At 46.9% G+C, this 19453-nt stretch carries 15 protein-coding genes; 14 read left to right on the top strand and 1 reads right to left on the bottom strand.

Going from position 1 to position 19453, the window contains the following annotated elements:
* Window positions 1-52: 52 nt before the first annotated feature.
* Both FK220_RS06330 and FK220_RS06325 read left to right on the top strand, forming a co-directional pair.
* On the top strand, window positions 53-1006 hold the full coding sequence (locus tag FK220_RS06330) for a 2-hydroxyacid dehydrogenase (RefSeq protein ID WP_152573407.1): 954 nt from the start codon (window positions 53-55) through the stop codon (window positions 1004-1006).
* Window positions 1007-1193: 187 nt separating this feature from the next.
* Window positions 1194-2831, top strand: coding sequence for an apiosidase-like domain-containing protein (locus FK220_RS06325; RefSeq protein WP_152573406.1), 1638 nt, complete (start codon window positions 1194-1196; stop codon window positions 2829-2831).
* Between the two features lie 70 nt (window positions 2832-2901).
* On the opposite strand, the gene FK220_RS06320 is transcribed toward FK220_RS06325, so the two are convergent.
* On the bottom strand, window positions 2902-4755 hold the full coding sequence (locus tag FK220_RS06320; protein WP_152573405.1) for a cation:proton antiporter: 1854 nt from the start codon (window positions 4753-4755) through the stop codon (window positions 2902-2904).
* Window positions 4756-5012: 257 nt separating this feature from the next.
* On the opposite strand from FK220_RS06320, the gene FK220_RS06315 reads away from it, so the two are divergent.
* The 12 genes from FK220_RS06315 (at window position 5013) to FK220_RS06260 (ending at window position 19448) form a co-directional block, all read left to right on the top strand.
* On the top strand, window positions 5013-5870 hold the full coding sequence (locus FK220_RS06315) for an MBL fold metallo-hydrolase (RefSeq protein WP_152573404.1): 858 nt from the start codon (window positions 5013-5015) through the stop codon (window positions 5868-5870).
* Complete coding sequence (locus FK220_RS06310) at window positions 5839-6756, top strand: SMP-30/gluconolactonase/LRE family protein (protein ID WP_152573403.1); 918 nt, start codon at window positions 5839-5841, stop codon at window positions 6754-6756. The genes FK220_RS06315 and FK220_RS06310 overlap by 32 nt, the downstream gene beginning before the upstream one ends.
* Before the next feature lie 18 nt (window positions 6757-6774).
* Entirely contained in the window at window positions 6775-8403 is a 1629-nt protein-coding gene (locus FK220_RS06305) for a S8 family peptidase (RefSeq protein WP_152573402.1), read from the top strand.
* A gap of 62 nt (window positions 8404-8465) precedes the next feature.
* Window positions 8466-10328: a M1 family metallopeptidase gene (locus tag FK220_RS06300; RefSeq protein WP_152573401.1), complete on the top strand. Its 1863-nt coding sequence runs from the start codon at window positions 8466-8468 to the stop codon at window positions 10326-10328.
* A gap of 85 nt (window positions 10329-10413) precedes the next feature.
* Window positions 10414-10827 (top strand): ribonuclease P protein component, encoded by a 414-nt coding sequence (gene rnpA, locus FK220_RS06295; RefSeq protein WP_152573400.1) that lies wholly within the window; start codon window positions 10414-10416, stop codon window positions 10825-10827.
* Window positions 10817-12457, top strand: coding sequence for a S41 family peptidase (locus FK220_RS06290; RefSeq protein WP_238718914.1), 1641 nt, complete (start codon window positions 10817-10819; stop codon window positions 12455-12457). The genes rnpA and FK220_RS06290 overlap by 11 nt, the downstream gene beginning before the upstream one ends.
* A 228-nt stretch (window positions 12458-12685) precedes the next feature.
* Window positions 12686-13723 (top strand): sugar phosphate isomerase/epimerase family protein, encoded by a 1038-nt coding sequence (locus FK220_RS06285; protein WP_317168306.1) that lies wholly within the window; start codon window positions 12686-12688, stop codon window positions 13721-13723.
* Window positions 13724-13730: 7 nt separating this feature from the next.
* Entirely contained in the window at window positions 13731-14858 is a 1128-nt protein-coding gene (locus FK220_RS06280) for a Gfo/Idh/MocA family protein (RefSeq protein ID WP_152573398.1), read from the top strand.
* A gap of 24 nt (window positions 14859-14882) precedes the next feature.
* On the top strand, window positions 14883-16574 hold the full coding sequence (gene ilvD, locus FK220_RS06275; protein ID WP_152573397.1) for a dihydroxy-acid dehydratase: 1692 nt from the start codon (window positions 14883-14885) through the stop codon (window positions 16572-16574).
* Between the two features lie 92 nt (window positions 16575-16666).
* Window positions 16667-17485, top strand: a complete 819-nt coding sequence (locus tag FK220_RS06270) for a transketolase (RefSeq protein ID WP_152573396.1) — start codon at window positions 16667-16669, stop codon at window positions 17483-17485.
* 2 nt (window positions 17486-17487) lie between these two features.
* A complete protein-coding gene (locus FK220_RS06265; RefSeq protein WP_152573395.1) occupies window positions 17488-18417 on the top strand; it encodes a transketolase family protein in 930 nt (309 codons plus the stop codon).
* Entirely contained in the window at window positions 18417-19448 is a 1032-nt protein-coding gene (locus FK220_RS06260; RefSeq protein ID WP_152573394.1) for a zinc-dependent alcohol dehydrogenase, read from the top strand. Before FK220_RS06265 ends, FK220_RS06260 begins: the two co-directional genes overlap by 1 nt.
* Window positions 19449-19453 lie beyond the last annotated feature (5 nt).

Raw genomic sequence — 19453 nt, 5'->3', positions numbered from 1 at the left:
CATGAGGGAAAAAGAGTTTTTGCCTTCACAGAAATGAAATTTCAATACGTCTATGAAAAACATATTGCTTTTAGAGACCATTCACCCATCAGCCATGGAACTGCTCAAGGAGGCTCGGGACATCCGTGTTTTTGAGGCCTATAGTGAGAAATCGGTAGACGAGATCTTTTTGGAACAAACGATAGATGTCATTATCACGAGGGGTAAGGGACAAGTGACTCCAGAAGTTCTGGACGCTTGCCCTAGTCTCCAAATCATCGCCCGTTGTGGCGTAGGCCTTGATAATATCGCTGTGGAAGAAGCCTCGAAACGTAAAATCAAGGTAGTCAATGCCCCGAACAGCAATGCGGCTACGATTGCGGAACATACCATTGCCCTATTGTTAATGCTACAACGTAACCTTTATCACGCCATTTCTGCGGTTAAAAATGGGGATTGGGGATGGCGTAGCGTATACGCAGGGGATGAAATCAACGGGAAGACCTTGGGGATTCTGGGTTTGGGTAATATTGGCAAAAAAGTGGCTAACATTGCCAAGGCCCTAGGGATGCAGGTCATTTATTGGAGTGCCCATAAAGAAAATGTGCCCTACGATTTTCTTTCTTTTGACGAGGTACTTCGGCAATCGGATTGCATCACCCTTCATTTGCCCCTGACATCGGAGACCGAACACCTTATCAACGGTACCGCGTTTCAAAAAATGAAACCCAACGCCTTGCTCATCAATACCGCACGCGGGAAGATCATTGACCAGGCGGCACTGCTAAAAGCCTTGGAAGAGAAGCAAATTGCCGGTTTTGCCGCCGATGTATTGGCTATGGAACCACCTGAAAAGAACAACCCTCTGGTAGCGCATCCAAACTCGTTGGTGACGGCCCATTTGGGAAGTCTAACCAGCACCACCTATCGGCAGATGTGCGTGCTGACGGTCAACAATGTTTTAGGCATTTTGAGGGGAACCAGCTATCAGGAAAACTGTGTTTTCAATCGGGGGATGCTAGCCTAATGGCTAAGATTTCCTCGAAAATCGACCCATGATGATTTTTACTACCCTTCCTCCCTGGGGGCTATGTATAGTGTTGATCGGGTTGGTCCGGAAGTCCTGTGCAGTTAGTAGATGAATCCCAAGGCCGACAGGTTCCTTATCCACTTAAAATCACTACTTTTAAAAGACCCGAAAGAAAAAATAAAGCATGAAATTTTTATTTCTATCATGGACCTTGTTAGTTCCCGTATTTTTCCAGGGCCAAGAAGAACCGGTCCAAATCGCCCAATGGACGACCCATGAAATCATATTGACCTCTTTGGAAAGTTACGGGAATCCGTATACCGAGGTCGACGTATGGGCCACGTTTACCAACCAAAAAGGGGATACCTTGCTTCGCCCCTCTTTTTGGGACGGTGGTAACACTTGGAAAATCCGTTTTTCCCCTCCGGATTCCGATGGCGAATGGCAATGGATTTCAACAGCCAGCAACGAGTCTGACAAAGGACTCCATCGGCAATCGGGAGTATTTCGGTCGCTTCCCTATAAAGGCGATAATGAGTTGATTAAAAACGGATTGCTGAGGATGTCCGCGGGTTTTCGCAACGTAGTGCATCAATCCGGTAAGTCTTTTTTAGTAGTTGCAGACACTCCTTGGGCCATTCCTTTCCGAGCTACGAAGGAACAGGTAGAGGTGTACGCGAAAGACCGACATCGTAAGGGTTTTAATGCAGCCTTAATGATGACCTTGCAGCCGGATATGAATGCCGAAGGCCCTGACGGACGCAATATCGAACAAGGGTTTAAACGGGCTTTTAATGATTTATCGGACGGACATATCAACGAGATGAATATCGACTATTTCCAATACTACGATTCCTTGGTGGACATCCTGCTTGACCACGAGATCGTTCCTGTTTTTCAGCCCGTCTTTCACGGTTTTGGATGGAAGGGATTACAAGTATTGGGTACGAAAGTAGAGGCGGAAGAATACGTGAGGTATACCAAATATCTCCTAGCCCGCTACGGAAGTCGGCCTGCTTTTTGGCTCATATCGGGAGACCACGATGGTAACGATCCGGGAATAAAGGAAAGCGGGGAAATGCTACAACAATGGGATTGTTATGGGCAACCGGTCGGGCTTCATTACAGTCCCTGCGACGACTATGTAGCCGAGTGGGCCAAAAATGATCCTACCAAGCATTGCATGCATTATAATAAGACCCACCAAGACGAGGATTGGCTCGATTTCCAGTGGGCACAGACCGGTCACGGGGGCGAGCATCAGTATCACAAGGTAGCGCGCATGTACGACTACCTTCCCACAAAAGCGGTGGCTAATGGGGAACCTACCTATGAAGGAATGAATGCCGGTCAAAATGGGCTCGGATGGTGGCAGGGAGAGGAGGCTTGGTCGCAGTTGATGCATGGGGGCACCATGGGCGTGGTCTACGGGGCGGCCTCCCTTTGGCAGTGGAAAATAAGCCCAAATGAGGAAGGGTGGCAGGCATGGACCGACCAGCCCCTTTCTTGGGAAGGCGCCATGCAATTGGAAGGCGCTACCTACGTGGGTCTTGTGGGCCAAATCCTAAAGGATGTGAACATGACCGATATTCAAAAACGATGGGATTTGGCGAACGGGCAACCATTACTGGCCAAGGAAGGTGAATTATACCTTTCTTTTCTCGAAACGGGGGGAGAAATTACCATTTTGAACATACCAACAACACTCAACTACCACTGGATTGATCCCAAAACAGGGAATCCGAAACAAATAGGAAAGGTGAACGGGAATACTTTTACCGCACCGGACAAAAACCCTTGGGTACTTTTAATAATGAACTAGGCCCGAAGGTTTCGATAACAAACCAAGAAAGGATTGTGGGGATTCATTCGTGCTGTTACCAGAATGAACATCAATCTACGGTAACCTCAGAGGGAGTTTTGTCGACGTCGAACATTTTTCCGAGATATACCAATTTATAGCCTTCGGTAACATCGCTGAAGTCCTTACTGAACGAAGTGATAATTTCGAGGTCTCCGTCCGGTTTCTTTAGGAAAATAGGTATGATATCCTCGTCGGCTTTGGTAATCTCTATTAAGCCTTCGTATTGTTCTTGATCTTTCAATTCTATTTCGTGAATCGAAGGATATTTTCTGGCGGCCTCGGTTAATTTGATGAAGTCATCGGTATGGGAAAAGAGTCCTTCTTTTGGATTGTTTTCCGGATCGCCCATCTCATCGGAATTGACCAATCGAAACGATCCGTTCTCCCCAAATTGATTTCTAAATCGATTGATGGCGAATTGGTTGATGTCCGAGTTTCCGGTAAGGGCCATTAAATAGCCCACATCGTTCAGCTCGATGTTATCGGAAAGATTGTCCGAATAGATATTGACGTTCAAAGCTTCGAGACCTAGGTTCTTGGCTTTATCGACGTTCGTTCGGTTATTATCGATCAAGACTACATGCCGACTATTTTTATGGAGGTATTCGGCTATCAACCTCGAAACTTTGGAGGCCCCGATAATTAGAATACCTTCCGATTTTCTTAAAAACACCCCTACAGCCTTCGCAAATAAACGGGCCGTCGTGGCGTTCAACAATACGGTACCAAGAACGATCATAAAAACCAGTGGCGTGATGTATTCCGCCCCGGATTCGCCTTTGGCGAGCAACTTAGACCCGAAAAGGGATGCGATACCGGCTGCCACGATTCCCCTAGGCCCTACCCAACCAATAAAAAGCTTTTCATTGAACTTGAGATTGGATCCCGCGGCGCATAGAAATACCCCAATTGGCCGTATGAGAAAAACAATCACGGCAAACAAGGCCAAGGTCTCCCAATTATAGATTAATTCCATATCACTGATGTTGATGTTCGCGGCCAACAGTATAAAAAGAATCGAAATCAATAAAACACTCAAAGACTCCTTAAAATATAGTAGTTCCTTGATGTTGGGCAAATCCATGTTACCCATGACCATCCCCATCACCACTACGGCCAATAGGCCCGATTCATGGGCAAAAAGATCGGATTCCACAAAAACAAGAAGTACCACTGACAAAGAGACCACGTTCAATAAATAGTGGGGAATGAAGTTCCTTTTGATGGCAAACGCAAGCGCATGTGCGAAGGTGAAACCAAAAGTGAACCCAAACAGCAAAATCTTCCCGAACTCGACCAGGGCCGTCATCGTATAGCCCTGACCTTCCCCTACACTAATAAACTCGAAGACCAGAACGGCTGCCAGGGCACCGATAGGATCGATGAGAATACCTTCCCATTTCAAGACTGCGGAAACATCCTTTTTGAGGGGTATGTTTCTTAAGATTGGGGTGATTACGGTGGGGCCGGTAACAATGATGAGGGCTGAGAACAAAAAAGAAATTTGCCAACTAAGTCCGAAAATATAATGGGCTGCCAAACCAGCGCCAAAGAAAGTAACAAGACTTCCCAAAGTAATTAGTTTCGTAATTACGGGGCCTACATTACGTATTTCCGAACGCTTCAGGGTGAGCCCTCCCTCAAAAAGAATGATACTGATGGCCAAGGAAACAAAATAGTAGAGTCCCTCCCCAGGGAACAGTCCGTTTTGACCGTTCCAAATAGGTTCGATTAGTTTTCGCCCATCCTCCGTATAGAGCGTGGCAATAGGACCCACCAAGAGTCCTATTAGGATCAAGGGCAATATGGCCGGCAATTTAAAACGCCAAGCGACCCATTGCGCGATAATTCCAAGAATGATGATTCCTGCCAGTTCTAGCATTTTCCCGATTTTGCGCTAAAAATAGTGATTTCTTATGGAGTGCCTCATGAAATATTTTACGAAGACAACCTCTACAGGAAAAATTCCATCAGTTATAGAGATCGCCCCCGACGATATGGAATAAGACAGCACTGCCGAGAATCAGTTGTGTTCCAAAACTCAAGAATATACCTACCGGACCGGCGTGGCCCTTCGTCCGGTAAAATATGTGTCGAACGGGTAAAGTATTTCAAGGAGGTTTTCTTAATTTGCCGACTATGCAACTTTATACTGTAGAAACCGGAAACTTCAAATTAGATGGCGGAGCTATGTTCGGTGTAGTGCCCAAAATAATTTGGCAAAGAACGAATCCCGCAGATGCCAATAATCGCATCGATATCGCCGCCCGCAGTCTTCTTATCGAAAATGGTAATCGATTGATACTCATCGATACCGGTATGGGCAACAAGCAGTCGGACAAATTTTTTGGATACTATGCCCGCTGGGGCGACCATAATATCGACAAATCATTGGCCAAATTGGGTTTTCACCGGGACGACATTACAGACGTCTTTATGACCCATTTGCATTTCGACCACTGTGGTGGAAGTATTCAGTGGAATAAAGACCGGACCGGCTACGAACCTGCCTTCAAAAACGCTGTCTTTTGGACAAATGAGGCCCATTGGGATTGGGCCATTCGACCCAACCCGAGGGAACGCGCCTCTTTTTTAAAGGAAAATCTATTGCCAATGCAGGAAAGCGGCCAATTGCAATTTGTGGAGCAAGGTGACGTCTCCTATATTGTGGAATCGGAACTGGGCTTCGGGATTCTTTTTGTTGATGGGCATACCGAAAAACAAATGTTGCCCCATATTCGGTACAAGGAAAAGACGTTGGTCTTTGTGGCAGATTTGATTCCGACCGTTGGCCACATTCCCTTACCCTATGTGATGGGATATGATACGCGACCACTTCTTACCATGGCTGAAAAAGCGGCCTTTTTAAATCGGGCCGTTGACCAAACATTTTATCTATTTCTTGAACATGATGCCCACAATGAAATTTGTACCTTGCAGACCACTGAAAAAGGAGCCCGCCTTCATGAGACTTTTCGATTTGACGAACTTTTTTAAAACACAAAAAATACTTTTCGGTACTTTATTCTTGGTACTGTTAACTTCCTGCGGTGCCCGGAAAAATAGTAGCATCGATTTTACCCCGGAATTTTCCTTTACGAAAGGCATCGAAGGTCCCGCGGTAGATTATGATGGAAATCTATATGCCGTGAATTTTGAGGAAGAAGGTACGGTGGGTATAGTGGATAATGATGGAAACGGAGCGGTATTTCTAAGACTCCCCGATAAAAGCGTTGGAAATGGCATTCGTTTTGATAGGCAAGGACATATGTTCATTGTCGACTATGTGGGACACAATGTATACCGTGTCGAAAAAGGTACCAAGGAGCCCAAGGTATGGGCACATCATCCTGAAATGAACCAACCCAACGACTTGGCCATTGCCCCCGATGGCACCATTTACCTCAGTGATCCCAACTGGACGGAAAACACAGGAAATTTATGGATGGTGAATGCGCAACGTGATATTATGCTACTCGAAGAAAACATGGGAACAACGAACGGTATCGAAGTAAGTCCCGATGGCAAAAATCTATACGTAAACGAATCGGTACAGCGAAGGGTGTGGCGTTACGATATCAAACCCGATGGAAGTCTCTTCAATAAAACCATCTTTTTCGAATTCAACGATTTTGGTCTGGACGGTATGCGATGCGATGTAGGGGGAAATTTGTACATTACCCGATACGACAAGGGTACAGTGGTCATAATTGCACCCGATAAAAAAATCATAAAAGAAGTACAACTTAAGGGAAAAAAGCCATCAAACCTTACCTTTGGCGGCAAAAATGGAAATACCTGTTATGTGACCATGGCAGACCGCGGATGTTTTGAACGCTTCGAAGCACCAAATCCAGGGGCCTATTTTCATAGAATACACTAATTTAAAGATGCATATAGTATGACGACTACATTTTCAAAATCGTTCATCGTACCGCTATCCGTTTTATTAATGGGTTGCGGTGCAACCACTTTAGTATTGACCCCAATAGAGAATATCGATACGACCCCTTTGAAGGTCGCCGACCTTACCGAAGCCGAAAAGAAAAACTGGGGACACCTTGACCTGGTGGCAGATACCATTCCAGGAATGAGTGTTGATAAGGCCTATGAAGAAATCATCGGAAACAAAAAAGGTCAAAAAGTCATCGTAGCCATCCTGGATTCGGGTATCGACCTAAAACATGAAGACCTGGACGACGTACTCTGGACCAACAAGGACGAAAAACCTGGAAACGGCAAAGACGATGATGGAAATGGGTATGTAGACGATATTCATGGTTATGATTTTTTAGGACCTTCCTATAACGAACAACTGGAAGCGGCCCGAATTCTCAAATTAAACTTGGGCGATAGCCAACTACAGGCTAGGGCCAAGGCAAAAATCGATGCCGACACCCAAAAATTTATGGGTTATAAAAACCAGTTGGACCAAATGTATCCGGCCATTCAAAATGCCGATAAGGCAATAGCAACCCACTTGGGGAAGAAAGAGTATACCAAAAAAGAGGTGGCCGCTATCAAGACGGAAGATCAAGCCCTCTTGCAGAGCAAATCCATTGTAACCCAAATGTTCCAATACGGCGATTCGATGGCAGAGGTACTGGAACAGTTGGAAGGAGATATCAAGAGCATCAATGAACGATTGAACTATCATTTGAAAGTCGACTTTGACGGTAGAAACGTAGTTGGGGACAAACCTTACGAAATAAACGATCGTGGTTACGGTGACGGTAACCCACAAAATCTGGTGGAAGATGAAAGTCACGGCACCCATGTGGCGGGTATCGTCGCTGCGGAGCGAAATAATGGTAAAGGTGTTAATGGGGTGGCCAATAACGTAGCCATTATGAGCATCCGTGCCGTCCCGAACGGCGATGAATACGATAAGGATATTGCCTTGGGCATTCGTTATGCCGTTGATAACGGGGCCAAGATCATCAATGCGAGCTTTGGAAAATCGTTCTCCCCGAATGCCGAATGGGTCTACGATGCCATCAAATATGCGGCTAAAAACGACGTGTTAATCGTACACGCAGCCGGAAATGACGGAGCTGATTTGGATGACCCTAAAAATCCCAATTTTCCAAACGACCAAATAAACAACGGCCCTGAAATCGCCGATAACGTCATCACCGTAGGGGCTTTGGATCCCAAATATGGTTCCGAATTGGTCGCATCCTATTCCAATTATGGGAAAATCAATGTAGACGTCTTTGCTCCAGGCACCGATATTTATTCTACCTATCCCGACAATACCTACGAATATTCGCCAGGAACTTCAATGGCGGCCCCTGCGGTGGCCGGGGTAGCGGCCTTGATCCGTTCGCAGTATCCAAAACTGACGGCACCCCAGGTTAAAAAAATCATTATGGAATCCGGTTTGTCACCAAAGGCCAAAGTGATTTTGGGCGGCGATACTCAAAAGACGGCTGGGCTAAAGGAGATTTCAGCTTCTGGAAAAATCGTCAATGCGTACAATGCGCTCATCATGGCGGATGCGGTGAATGCCGGAAAAATATCGCTTTGACCCGCATTATGCGCTAAGGCAACACGATATGATTTAAAAAATAAAACCATATAGTATATAAAATGAAATTCTTCAGTAGTCTTTTTTTGACAGTCTTTATCCTTAACATGGCCAACGCCCAGAACACGGTCAACTATTGGCAGCAACATGTCGATTACACCATGGAGGTGGATATGAATGTGGAAAACTTTCAGTACACGGGCACCCAGAAATTGGTATACACCAACAATTCGCCCGACGAATTGAAACGGGTATATTATCATCTGTACTTCAACGCCTTTCAGCCAGGAAGTGAAATGGATATACGACTTCAAAACATATCCGACCCCGACGGTCGTATGACCAACGAGGATAAAAGCAGTAGGATTGCCGCGCTATCGGAATCCGAAATCGGGTATTTACATCCGACTTCGCTTACCCAGGACGGCGAATCGGTCACCTATACCGAAGAAGGAACCGTTCTAGTGGTGGATTTGGACAAGCCTATTGCACCTGGCGGCAAAACAGTTTTTGAAATGAAGTTCAAAGGTCAGGTTCCCGTACAGATTCGACGCTCCGGTCGAAACAATGCGGAGGGCGTGGCCCTTTCCATGAGCCAATGGTATCCAAAGATGGCAGAGTACGATTTTGAAGGATGGCATGCCGACCCTTACATCGCCCGCGAGTTCCACGGGGTTTGGGGTGATTTTGATGTAAAACTTACTATTGACAAAGAGTACGTGGTAGGCGGAAGTGGTTATCTGCAAAATTCCCAAGAAATCGGTCATGGCTACGAGGCACCCGGAACCAAGGTGAAAAAGCCTAAGGGTAAGACCTTGACCTGGCACTTCAAGGCGCCCATGGTACACGATTTCATGTGGGCGGCCGATCCCGATTACCTACACGATACGTTGAAGGTCAAAAATGGCCCTACACTTCATTTTCTATATAAGAACGATGAGGCTATTATTGAAAATTGGAAAAAATTGCAACCCAAGACGGCCGAGTTGATGGAGTTTTTCAACAAGAATATTGGACCCTATCCGTATGAACAGTATTCAGTAATACACGGGGGCGATGGTGGTATGGAATATGCGATGGGCACCTTAATTACGGGAAATCGAAAATTTGGCAGCTTGGTAGGGGTTACCGCCCACGAAATGGCACATTCCTGGTTTCAACATGTGTTGGCCACCAACGAGTCGAAACACGAATGGATGGATGAGGGTTTTACCTCTTTTATCTCGACCTTGGCCATGAACGAGGTGATGGCCGAAGGAAAGGAAAACCCGTTCGAAAACACGTATAGAGGATATAACTATTTGGCTACTTCGGGGATAGAACAACCGCAGACTACGCACGCCGATCGTTACGATAACAATACCGCTTATGGTATTTCCGCCTATAGCAAGGGGGCCATATTTTTATCGCAGTTGGGATATATCATCGGGCAGGATAAATTGATGGAGACCCTGCGGAAGTACTATCAGGACTTCAAATTCAAGCACCCCGTGCCGAATGATATCAAACGAACGGCCGAGAAAGTTTCCGGGATGCAACTCGATTGGTACCTGACCGATTGGACCCAAACCACCAATACCATTGATTACGGTATCAAAACAGTCGAAGCCGATGGGGACAAGACAAAAATTATCATGGAGCGAATCGGCCTGATGCCTATGCCCATCGATGTTTTGGTCGTGTATAACGATGGTACCCAGGAGACCTTCTATGCTCCATTACGCATGATGCGTGGCGAAAAGGAGAATCCGTACCCGCAATTGAACCGAACGGTATTAGAGGACTGGACCTGGGTGTCCCCTATCTATGGGTTTACCATTGACAAACCCTTGGAAAGCATTCAGGGTATTATGATCGACCCCTCCCTGCTCATGGCCGACGTGAACCGGGAGAATAACGTACATCCCAAACAGTTGCAGGAATAGCGCCGCTGTTAACCAGTTACATAGGCGAGTAGCGAGATACCCCCTGGGGGTGGTGACGAGTTCGAACAAGGAAAAAATACGGTATTTGGACTATAAGTTTCCAAGAAGGGAAAAACTCAAAAGCAAAAAGCTGATTGAGCGATTGTTCGCAGAGGGCAAGGCCGTATCGAAATTTCCAATCAAACTCATCTACTTTGAAACGGCCTTGCCAACAGAGGTGCCAATACAGGCAGGGGTAACGGTCCCAAAAAAGAACTTCAAAAGCGCGGTGAAACGCAATCGCATCAAACGAATGCTCCGGGAGGCCTATCGATTAAACAAACCGCTCGTTTTTAACAATACGGAAAGAACATTTGCGTTCCTATTTTTATATCTTGGGAAAGATGTACCAACCTATGGGGAAGTGGAAAAGGCAATAAAGGCGGTTTTGAAGAAGTTTTTGGCAAAGTCAAATCCTGGCCCAAAACCTGAGATAAAAGCATCCGATAATGAAAAATGATAAAGCAATGATGAAGAAAAAGATATTAATACCGGTTTTTGCAGTGGTCATCTTCTTGGCAGGCAGTGGTTTTGTCAAAAGTGATTTTTTCGAAATCGCGAAACAAATCGAGATTTTTACCACACTGTTCAAGGAGCTGAACATGAATTATGTCGACGAGACCAATCCAGCCGAATTGATGGATACCGCTATCAAAAATATGCTCGATGACCTCGACCCCTATACCAAGTTCCTCAACGAACAAGATGTGGAAGCTTATAGAATCAACAACGCTGGGGAGTATTCAGGAATTGGTGCAACAGTGCGCTCTTACAAGGATAAACTCGTAATCATTGAGCCTCATAAAGACTATCCTGCCGATAAAGCGGGCCTTAAAGCAGGGGATGAGATTATCAAAATAGGGGATATTGCGGTAGCCGACTTCGATGATAATGCCAGTGAACTACTGAAGGGAGCCAACAACACCTCGGTCCAGGTTACCTTCAATCGACAAGGAGAAACCAAGACAACCACCATCACCCGGGCGGCTGTTGAGGTAGACGCAGTGCCCTTTTATCAAATGGTCGATGCAAAGACTGGCTACATCGTCTTATCAAAATTCAATGCCAAAGCCTCCAAGCAAACCAAGGAGGCGCTGAACGACCTTCAAGGAAAAGGCGCCGAAAAGATTATTTTGGACTTAAGGGGAAACCCTGGCGGGCTGCTCTCGGAGGCAATCAACGTGACCAATCTTTTTGTGGATAAGGGGGAATTGATAGTGACCACCAAGAGCAAGGTCAAAAAATTCAATCAGGAGTACAAGACCAAAAACAAACCGGTCGATACCGAAATCCCACTCGTTGTGCTGGTAGACGGAGGCAGCGCCTCGGCCAGTGAAATTGTATCAGGAAGCCTACAGGATTTGGATCGAGCCGTAGTCATGGGTGCCCGTAGTTTTGGAAAGGGACTTGTACAACGTCCCTTAAAACTAACGTATGGTACCCAACTAAAAGTGACAATTAGCCGGTATTATACCCCTTCGGGAAGATGTATCCAATCCTTGGATTATTGGAACCGGGATGAAGACGGCAAGGCGATACGGAACACAGACTTCAAGGACTTTACCACTCGAAACGGCCGAAAGGTACAAGATGGTGGCGGGGTACTACCCGATGTGGAAATAGCAGCCGTAAAAGCGAACGAACTCACCACCGCCCTGCTAAACAACAATGTGATTTTTGATTATGCCACCGATTATTACTATCGGAACAAGGTAGAGGATATCGCAAACTTCAAATTCTCCGATAGTGATTATCAAAGTTTTACCGATTTCGTCTCCAAAAGCGATTTTTCGTTTGAAACCAAGACCGAAAAAGCATTGAAAGACGCCTTGACAGATAGGGAAGAAGTCATTTTCAACCAAACCATCGAAAGCGATTTTGAAGCCCTGCTCACCGATATTGAACAGAGCAAACTATCGGCTTTGGAGACCTTTCAAAGGGAAATTCAAAAGAAGTTGGAGGACGAGATCGTGAAACGTTACTTCTATCGGGAGGGGCTCTACGCATACTATTTAAAGAACGATGAGGCTATTTTGGCGGCCACGGAACTGTTGTCGAACGATTCCAAATATCGTGGTATTTTGGAGTAGTCTCCTGGTAAACGTTTTGGATTGGAAAGCGCTTTTGCACCTTGATATGTTTCGTTGACGACCCACCCTTTACCCTTCACAGGGTATCCCGGCAGCCGTATTAGCTATTTGGCATTTTGAAGAAGTAGGCGCTAAGATGAATGGTCGCTGGAATCACGATTAATATCCTCCCCGTTTCTGACAAAATCCGATTTAGAAATTCCGTAACTTCGGTCTATATTGCTTTGCATGAAGGGACCTGGAATATTTTTAGCGCAATTTGCCGATAACACGCCCCCTTTCAATACGATTGAAGGTATGGCCCGGTGGGCTGCCGACTTAGGCTATACCGGGGTGCAAATCCCAACTTGGGATGCCCGTCTTTTTGATTTGGACACCGCGGCCACATCCAAAACCTATTGCGATGATTATTTGGGAATTCTTGCCGATAAGGGACTAGAAGCCTGTGAACTGGCATCGTACCTTCAGGGGCAGGTATTGGCCATGCATCCCGCTTATCAAAAACTGTTTCAGGCATTCTACCCAAAGGGCTTGAATGCCCAAGAAGCCATGGTTTGGGCCACCGACCAACTCAAAAAAACCGTGCAGGCCTCCGCTTACTTCGGCACTAGGAATATTTCGGTGATGTCCGGCGGACTCGCTTGGCCGTATATGTATCCGTGGCCACAACGTTCGGCAGGGCTCATAGACGATGCCTTCCAGGAATTGGCAAAACGATGGCTTCCTATATTGGATGCTGCGAATGAACAGGGTATTACCTTTGGATATGAACTCCATCCAGGTTCCGACCTGTACGATGGGGCTACCTATCAACGGTTTCTGGAGGAAACGAAGGAACACCCTGCCGCTTGCCTTACTTATGACGCGAGCCATTTTCTATTACAGCAATTGGATTATATTGAATTTATCAAACTATTCAAGAACCGAATCAAAGCCTTTCATGTGAAGGATGCCGAATTCCGACCCGATGGAATGACCGGGGTTTATGGCGGCTACCAAGATTGGAAAAAACGAGCCGGACGTTTTCGTTCGCTAGGAGATGGCCAGATTGATTTCAAGCGTATTTTTACGCAACTCACCGATGCCGGTTTCGACGGATGGGCCATTATGGAATGGGAATGTTGTGTAAAAAGCTCCGAACAAGGCGCTCTGGAAGGGGCCCCTTTTATTAAGGAGCATATGATCCAGGCCTCCCATCGCTCCTTTGATGACTTCGCCAAAAGCGAAACGGATAAGGATTTAAATAGAGATATCTTGGGTATTTGACCAATCAATGAAAAAGCCAATCAACATCGGAATTATAGGCACCCAATTTATGGGGAAGGCCCATAGCAATGCATATCTACGGCTGCCTCATTTTTTCGATTTGGCAGGTACCCCTGTCATGCATACCGCCTGCGGTAGAAATGAAGCACAACTCGGGGCATTTTCCGAGAAATACGGTTGGCAACACCAGCTGGCCGATTGGAAAACGTTGGTTCAAAACGACGAGATTGATTTGCTGGATATCTGCACCCCTAACAACCTACACCATCCCATTGCTTTGGAAGCTCTCAAAAACGGCAAACATGTATTGTGCGAAAAGCCGATGGCAATGAACGTCCGGGAAGCCACTGAAATGGTTGAGGCTGCAGAAACGGCCGGGGTCGTACATATGATGATTTTCAACTACCGTTTTGTCCCCGCTTTGGCCCTGGCCAAAAAACTTATTGACTCCGGGAAGCTGGGTACTGTACACCATTTTAATGCGGTGTATTACCAGGATTGGTTGGTCGACCCCACCTTTCCCATCGTATGGCGACACGATGCGAAGACCACAGGTTCCGGAGCGCATGGCGACATGAATGCCCATATTGTAGACTTGGCCCGTTTTCTTGTAGGGGAGTTTGAGGCAGTGACCGGAGTACAGGAAGTTTTTGTCAAAGAACGTCCCTTGAAGTCGGGATCGGGTATGGGAAAGGTAACCGCCGACGATGCAACCCTGTTTTTGGCGCGTTTTCGAAACGGTGCCTTGGGATCTTTTAATGCCACTCGTTTTGCAAACGGTTGTAAGAACTATTTAAGGCTGGAAATTTTTGGCAGTAAAGGAAGTCTGTGTTTTAATCTGGAACGCTTGAACGAATTACAATATTTCAACTTGGACGACGCCAAGGAAACACAGGGTTTCACAACCATTTTGGTCACCGAAAAAGACCATCCCTTTATCGATGCCTGGTGGCCTCCAGGACATATCATCGGTTGGGAGCATAGCTTTGTCCATCAATTTGCGACCTTGATAAATGGTATTGCCGCGGACACAAAGGTGGTTCCCAATTTTTATGATGGGCTCCGGTGTCAGCACGTGTTGGATGCCGTGACCGATTCTGCCCAAAAAAAACGCTGGATTTCTATAAAAGACTAACAACTAAAATTCGTATTCACTCACATGAACGACATCAATAAATATAGCAAACACGTTACCCAAAATGACGAGCGTCCCGGCGCACAGTCGATGCTCCACGCTGCAGGCCTATCCGATGAGGATATGCAAAAAGCACAAGTCGGTATCGTAAGTTGCGGTTGGGAAGGAAACCCCTGTAACATGCACCTGAACGGACTCGCCACAGAGATCAAACAAAGCGTGAATGCCAACGACTTGATCGGCCTTATTTACCATACCTCCGGGGTAAGCGACGCCATTTCAATGGGGACAACCGGAATGCGTTTTTCCTTGCCTTCCCGTGATATCATCGCCGATTCGGTAGAGATGGTCACCTCCGCCCAGTGGTACGATGCGACCATTGCCGTAGTGGGTTGTGATAAAAACATGCCCGGGGCCCTCATGGGAATCAATCGGGTGAATCGGCCTGGTATAATCGTATACGGCGGTACTATCAAGAGCGGTTGCTATCAAGACAAAAAGTTGGATATTACCTCGTCTTTTGAGGCGGTGGGCCAGAAAATGTCGGGCCAAATTACACCCGAAGAGTTTAAGAAAATCGTACGTAACGCTTGTCCCGGTCCCGGTGCTTGCGGAGGTATGTATACCGCCAATACCATGGCATCGGCCATAGAGGGTCTGGGTATGAGCATGCCCTTTAACTCCTCGTTCCCGGCCGTCAGCCAGCAAAAAGCCGATGAAACAAAAACAATCGGGGCGGCTATTCGAAATATTCTTGAGAAAGACATCCGGCCCAAGGACATTCAAACCCGCGAAGCCTTCGAAAATGCGCTTCGTTTAATCATTGTCCTGGGCGGTTCTACGAATGCGGTCATCCATATGATCGCTCTGGCCAAATCGGTCGGGGTACGATTGGATATGAACGATTTTCAACAAGCAAGTAATACCACCCCTTTATTGTCAGACCTGAAACCCAGTGGTCAATACGTGATGGAAGAACTGAACGACGTAGGAGGCGTGCCCGGCGTGATGAAAATGATGTTAAATGAAGGGTTACTCCATGGGGATTGTATGACGGTTACCGGCCAAACCTTGGAGGAAAACCTGGCAGAAGTGCCCCACCTTCATGAAGGTCAGACCGTGGTGATGCCATTGGAGAAACCCTTGAAGAAAGAAGGGCATTTACAGATACTATACGGGAACCTCGCCCCAGAAGGAGCCGTTGCCAAGATTACGGGCAAGGAAGGCGAAATCTTTGAGGGCACTGCCAATATTTTTGATTCCGAAGACGAGGCGAATACGGCTATTTTAGCCGGAAAGGTGTCGGAAGGGGATGTAGTCGTCATCCGTTACTGTGGCCCCAAGGGTGGCCCGGGAATGCCGGAAATGCTGAAACCTACCGCATCGATTATGGGAATGGGCCTCGGCAAAAAGGTGGCCCTTATTACAGATGGCCGCTTCTCGGGTGCCACGCACGGTTTTGTGGTGGGCCATGTGACCCCAGAGGCACAGACGGGAGGGGTCATCGCCTTGATTAGAAATGGCGATAAAATTAAGATTGATGGGGTAAGCAATACCCTGGAGGTTGCCTTGTCACTAGCCGAATTGAAAGAACGCAAAGCCCAATGGACCGCACCAAAGATCAACGCGGACCACGGACTTTTGTTAAAATATGCCCATCTCGTTTCCACCGCTTCCGAAGGCTGTGTCACCGATGAACTCGCCAAAAAACTATAATTATTGAATTGAAGGAATCGTTCCTTTAAGGGAACTTTAGGGGATATGGGCCCTGACCCCGGATTCAAGTAGCAATCCACTAAAAAAATCGTATGTTAAGTAAAGAAAAACACGAACTCCTAAGGGTAAAGGCGAAAGACATCCGTCGCGAAATCGTTACGATGGTCCACCGGGCCAATTCGGGACACGTGGGAGGAAGTCTTGGAGCGGCCGATATCATCAGTGCGCTCTATTACCATGTAATGCGACACGACCCGAAAAATCCTGAATGGGAAGACCGCGACCGTTTTATCCTTTCCAAAGGACATTGTACACCGGTCATTTATGCGGCATTGGCCGATTGCGGCTATTTCCCAAAAGAGGATTTATTGGAGTTCCGTCGGCCTGGCTCCCATTTGCAAGGGCATCCCTATCAGCCCAAGACCCCAGGTATCGACGCCAGTACGGGTACGTTGGGAATCGGTATTTCCACGGGAGTGGGCATGGCTCTGGGTGCCAAGTTGAAAAAACAGGACCACTATTACTACATTCTCTGCGGCGATGGTGAAATTCAGGAGGGACAAGTGTGGGAAGCTGCCGCTTTTGCCAATAAGTACAAACTGGACAACGTTATCGGCTTTGTGGATCGCAACTATCTACAAACAGATGGTTACTCGGAAAAGGTGATGCCCATGGATCCATTAGCCCCTAAATGGGAAAGCTTTGGCTGGAAGGTATTCGAAATCGACGGACATAGTTTTGAAGAGATAATCGATACCATCGAAAAGGCGAAAAAAGAAAAACAACCTGTGATGATTATTGCCAATACCACCAAGGGAAAAGGTGTTTCCTTTATGGAGGGGGAAGCTGAATGGCACGGAAAACCACCGGGTAAAGAGGATTTTGAAAAAGCAATGCTAGAACTCGAATAGCTATGGAATACAAAGCAACAAAACAGGGCTATGCCGATGCCCTTAAAGAATTGGGTCATGAAAACGAAAAGGTATTGGTAATGGATGCCGACGTAGCCAAAGCCACCCTTACCGAACAGTTTGAAGCCGAATTCCCAAACCGTTTTTTCAATTGTGGCGTTCAGGAACAGAATATGTTATCGGCCGCGGCAGGATTGGCCCTGGAGGGGTTCATTCCCTTTGCATCAACCTTTGGGGTTTTTGCGACCTGCAGGGCGGGTGATCAGATGCGAAGCAGCATTGCGTACCCCAAACTTAACGTGAAAATCGGAGTCACCCATTGCGGTATTAGCGTCGGAGGTGATGGTGCCTCCCATCAATCCAATGAAGACATCGGGATGGCGAGAACACTACCCAATATGACAGTTATCGTACCTGGGGATTATGAGGAATCCCGTTTGGCGACCCATGCAGCCGCTAAAATGAAAGGCCCTGTTTATTTACGGTTCGGTAGGGATAAATACCCTGTTGTTCCCGAAATACACGGGTCATTTGAAATCGGTAAAGCCAAAACCCTTCGGGAAGGTACAGATGTTACAATTATAACGACCGGTATATTGGTTAATGAGGGGTTGGTAGCCGCCACCACCTTGGAAGAAAAAGGCCATTCGGTACGAGTAGTTCACATGCACACCATTAAACCGCTTGATACAGAGGCCGTTCTTAAAGCCGCGAGGGAGACCAAAGGGATTGTAACCGCTGAAGAACATTCCATTTTAGGGGGTCTAGGGGAAGCTGTGGCCGGCGTGGTGGCCGAAAACCACCCGTGCCCGGTACAACGGGTCGGGGTAATGGATACCTTTGGGGAATCGGGACAAAGCCAGGAGCTGTTGGATTTGTACGGATTGAGGGCTCCGAACATCGTGGAAAAAGCAATGAAGATAATTAGCTAATGGAGGCCTTGGTAAAATTTGACAAAGGGCCGGGGAATGTAAGGCTCCAAGAGATGCCCGACCCGAAAGTGGAGGAGGGTAAGGTAATTATGGAGGTGAATTCCTGTGGCATCTGCGGAACGGATCTGCACGTGTACCACGATACCTTTAAAAATTATCCGCCGGTGATTTTAGGCCATGAATTTTCTGCAAAGGTCATTGAAAAAGGAAAGAATACCGATGGTATCGATTTAGGAGCTAGGTACTCGGTACTTGGAGCACTCACTGTCATCTGCAATAACTGCGAATATTGCCATAGCGGGGAGTTTATGTTCTGTAAGGCCAAACGCGGTATGGGACATGGGGTACATGGGGCCTTTACCAAATATGTGGCCGCCCGCCCCGACCAACTGTATGCAACGGCGAACCATGTGAGTGATGCTGTTTCGGCCTTGGTAGAACCTTTTGCGGTGGCGGTACATGCCGTCGGGGAAATTGCCAACCTGCAATTTGGAGATACCGTGCTCCTATCAGGTCCAGGTCCTATTGGAATGCTGTTATTGAAACTACTGTTGGCCCAAGGTGTCAAAACCATTGTAGCCGGGACCGGTGAGGATGTAGAAAAACTAAGAACCGCCAAGGATTGGGGAGCCCATACTGTAGTCAAAGTGGATCAAGAAGATTTGCAAACCATCATACAGCACGAAACCAATGGCAAAGGGGTCGATATTGCCTTTGAAACGGCTGGGGCGCAAGCTTCGGTCAGTAATTGCCTGAATGCCTTACGCCCCTTAGGGCAGTACATACAGGTGGGCCATTTTGGGAAAGATATTACCATTCCTTTTGATTTATCAGCCTTCCGCCAACTGATCATTAAAGGCTCTGTGGGGTATACGCGCGCCACATGGGATCGCGCGGTTGAAATCATCAATCAGGGACAGGTAGATTTGGAAGATGTGATTACACATCGCATGCCGTTGGCCGATTGGCAAAAAGGGTTTGATTTGATGGAAAAGAAAAAATCACTTAAAATACTACTTTATCCCTCTTAACGAAA

This window comes from Pelagihabitans pacificus (assembly GCF_009371985.2).
Lineage (GTDB): Bacteria > Bacteroidota > Bacteroidia > Flavobacteriales > Flavobacteriaceae > Pelagihabitans > Pelagihabitans pacificus.
This window is presented reverse-complemented; position numbering and strand designations above follow the sequence as displayed.

What these genes read in the sequence shown, in the direction of transcription:
- FK220_RS06305 (WP_152573402.1), top strand. Translation starts at nt 6,775, where the DNA reads ATGACGACTACATTTTCAAAATCGTTCATCGTACCGCTATCCGTTTTA.
- FK220_RS06310 (WP_152573403.1), top strand. Translation starts at nt 5,839, where the DNA reads ATGAGACTTTTCGATTTGACGAACTTTTTTAAAACACAAAAAATACTT.
- FK220_RS06285 (WP_317168306.1), top strand. Translation starts at nt 12,686, where the DNA reads ATGAAGGGACCTGGAATATTTTTAGCGCAATTTGCCGATAACACGCCC.
- FK220_RS06325 (WP_152573406.1), top strand. Translation starts at nt 1,194, where the DNA reads ATGAAATTTTTATTTCTATCATGGACCTTGTTAGTTCCCGTATTTTTC.
- FK220_RS06280 (WP_152573398.1), top strand. Translation starts at nt 13,731, where the DNA reads ATGAAAAAGCCAATCAACATCGGAATTATAGGCACCCAATTTATGGGG.
- FK220_RS06315 (WP_152573404.1), top strand. Translation starts at nt 5,013, where the DNA reads ATGCAACTTTATACTGTAGAAACCGGAAACTTCAAATTAGATGGCGGA.
- FK220_RS06300 (WP_152573401.1), top strand. Translation starts at nt 8,466, where the DNA reads ATGAAATTCTTCAGTAGTCTTTTTTTGACAGTCTTTATCCTTAACATG.
- FK220_RS06290 (WP_238718914.1), top strand. Translation starts at nt 10,817, where the DNA reads ATGAAAAATGATAAAGCAATGATGAAGAAAAAGATATTAATACCGGTT.
- FK220_RS06270 (WP_152573396.1), top strand. Translation starts at nt 16,667, where the DNA reads ATGTTAAGTAAAGAAAAACACGAACTCCTAAGGGTAAAGGCGAAAGAC.
- FK220_RS06320 (WP_152573405.1), bottom strand. Translation starts at nt 4,755, where the DNA reads ATGCTAGAACTGGCAGGAATCATCATTCTTGGAATTATCGCGCAATGG.
- FK220_RS06330 (WP_152573407.1), top strand. Translation starts at nt 53, where the DNA reads ATGAAAAACATATTGCTTTTAGAGACCATTCACCCATCAGCCATGGAA.
- FK220_RS06265 (WP_152573395.1), top strand. Translation starts at nt 17,488, where the DNA reads ATGGAATACAAAGCAACAAAACAGGGCTATGCCGATGCCCTTAAAGAA.
- ilvD (WP_152573397.1), top strand. Translation starts at nt 14,883, where the DNA reads ATGAACGACATCAATAAATATAGCAAACACGTTACCCAAAATGACGAG.
- FK220_RS06260 (WP_152573394.1), top strand. Translation starts at nt 18,417, where the DNA reads ATGGAGGCCTTGGTAAAATTTGACAAAGGGCCGGGGAATGTAAGGCTC.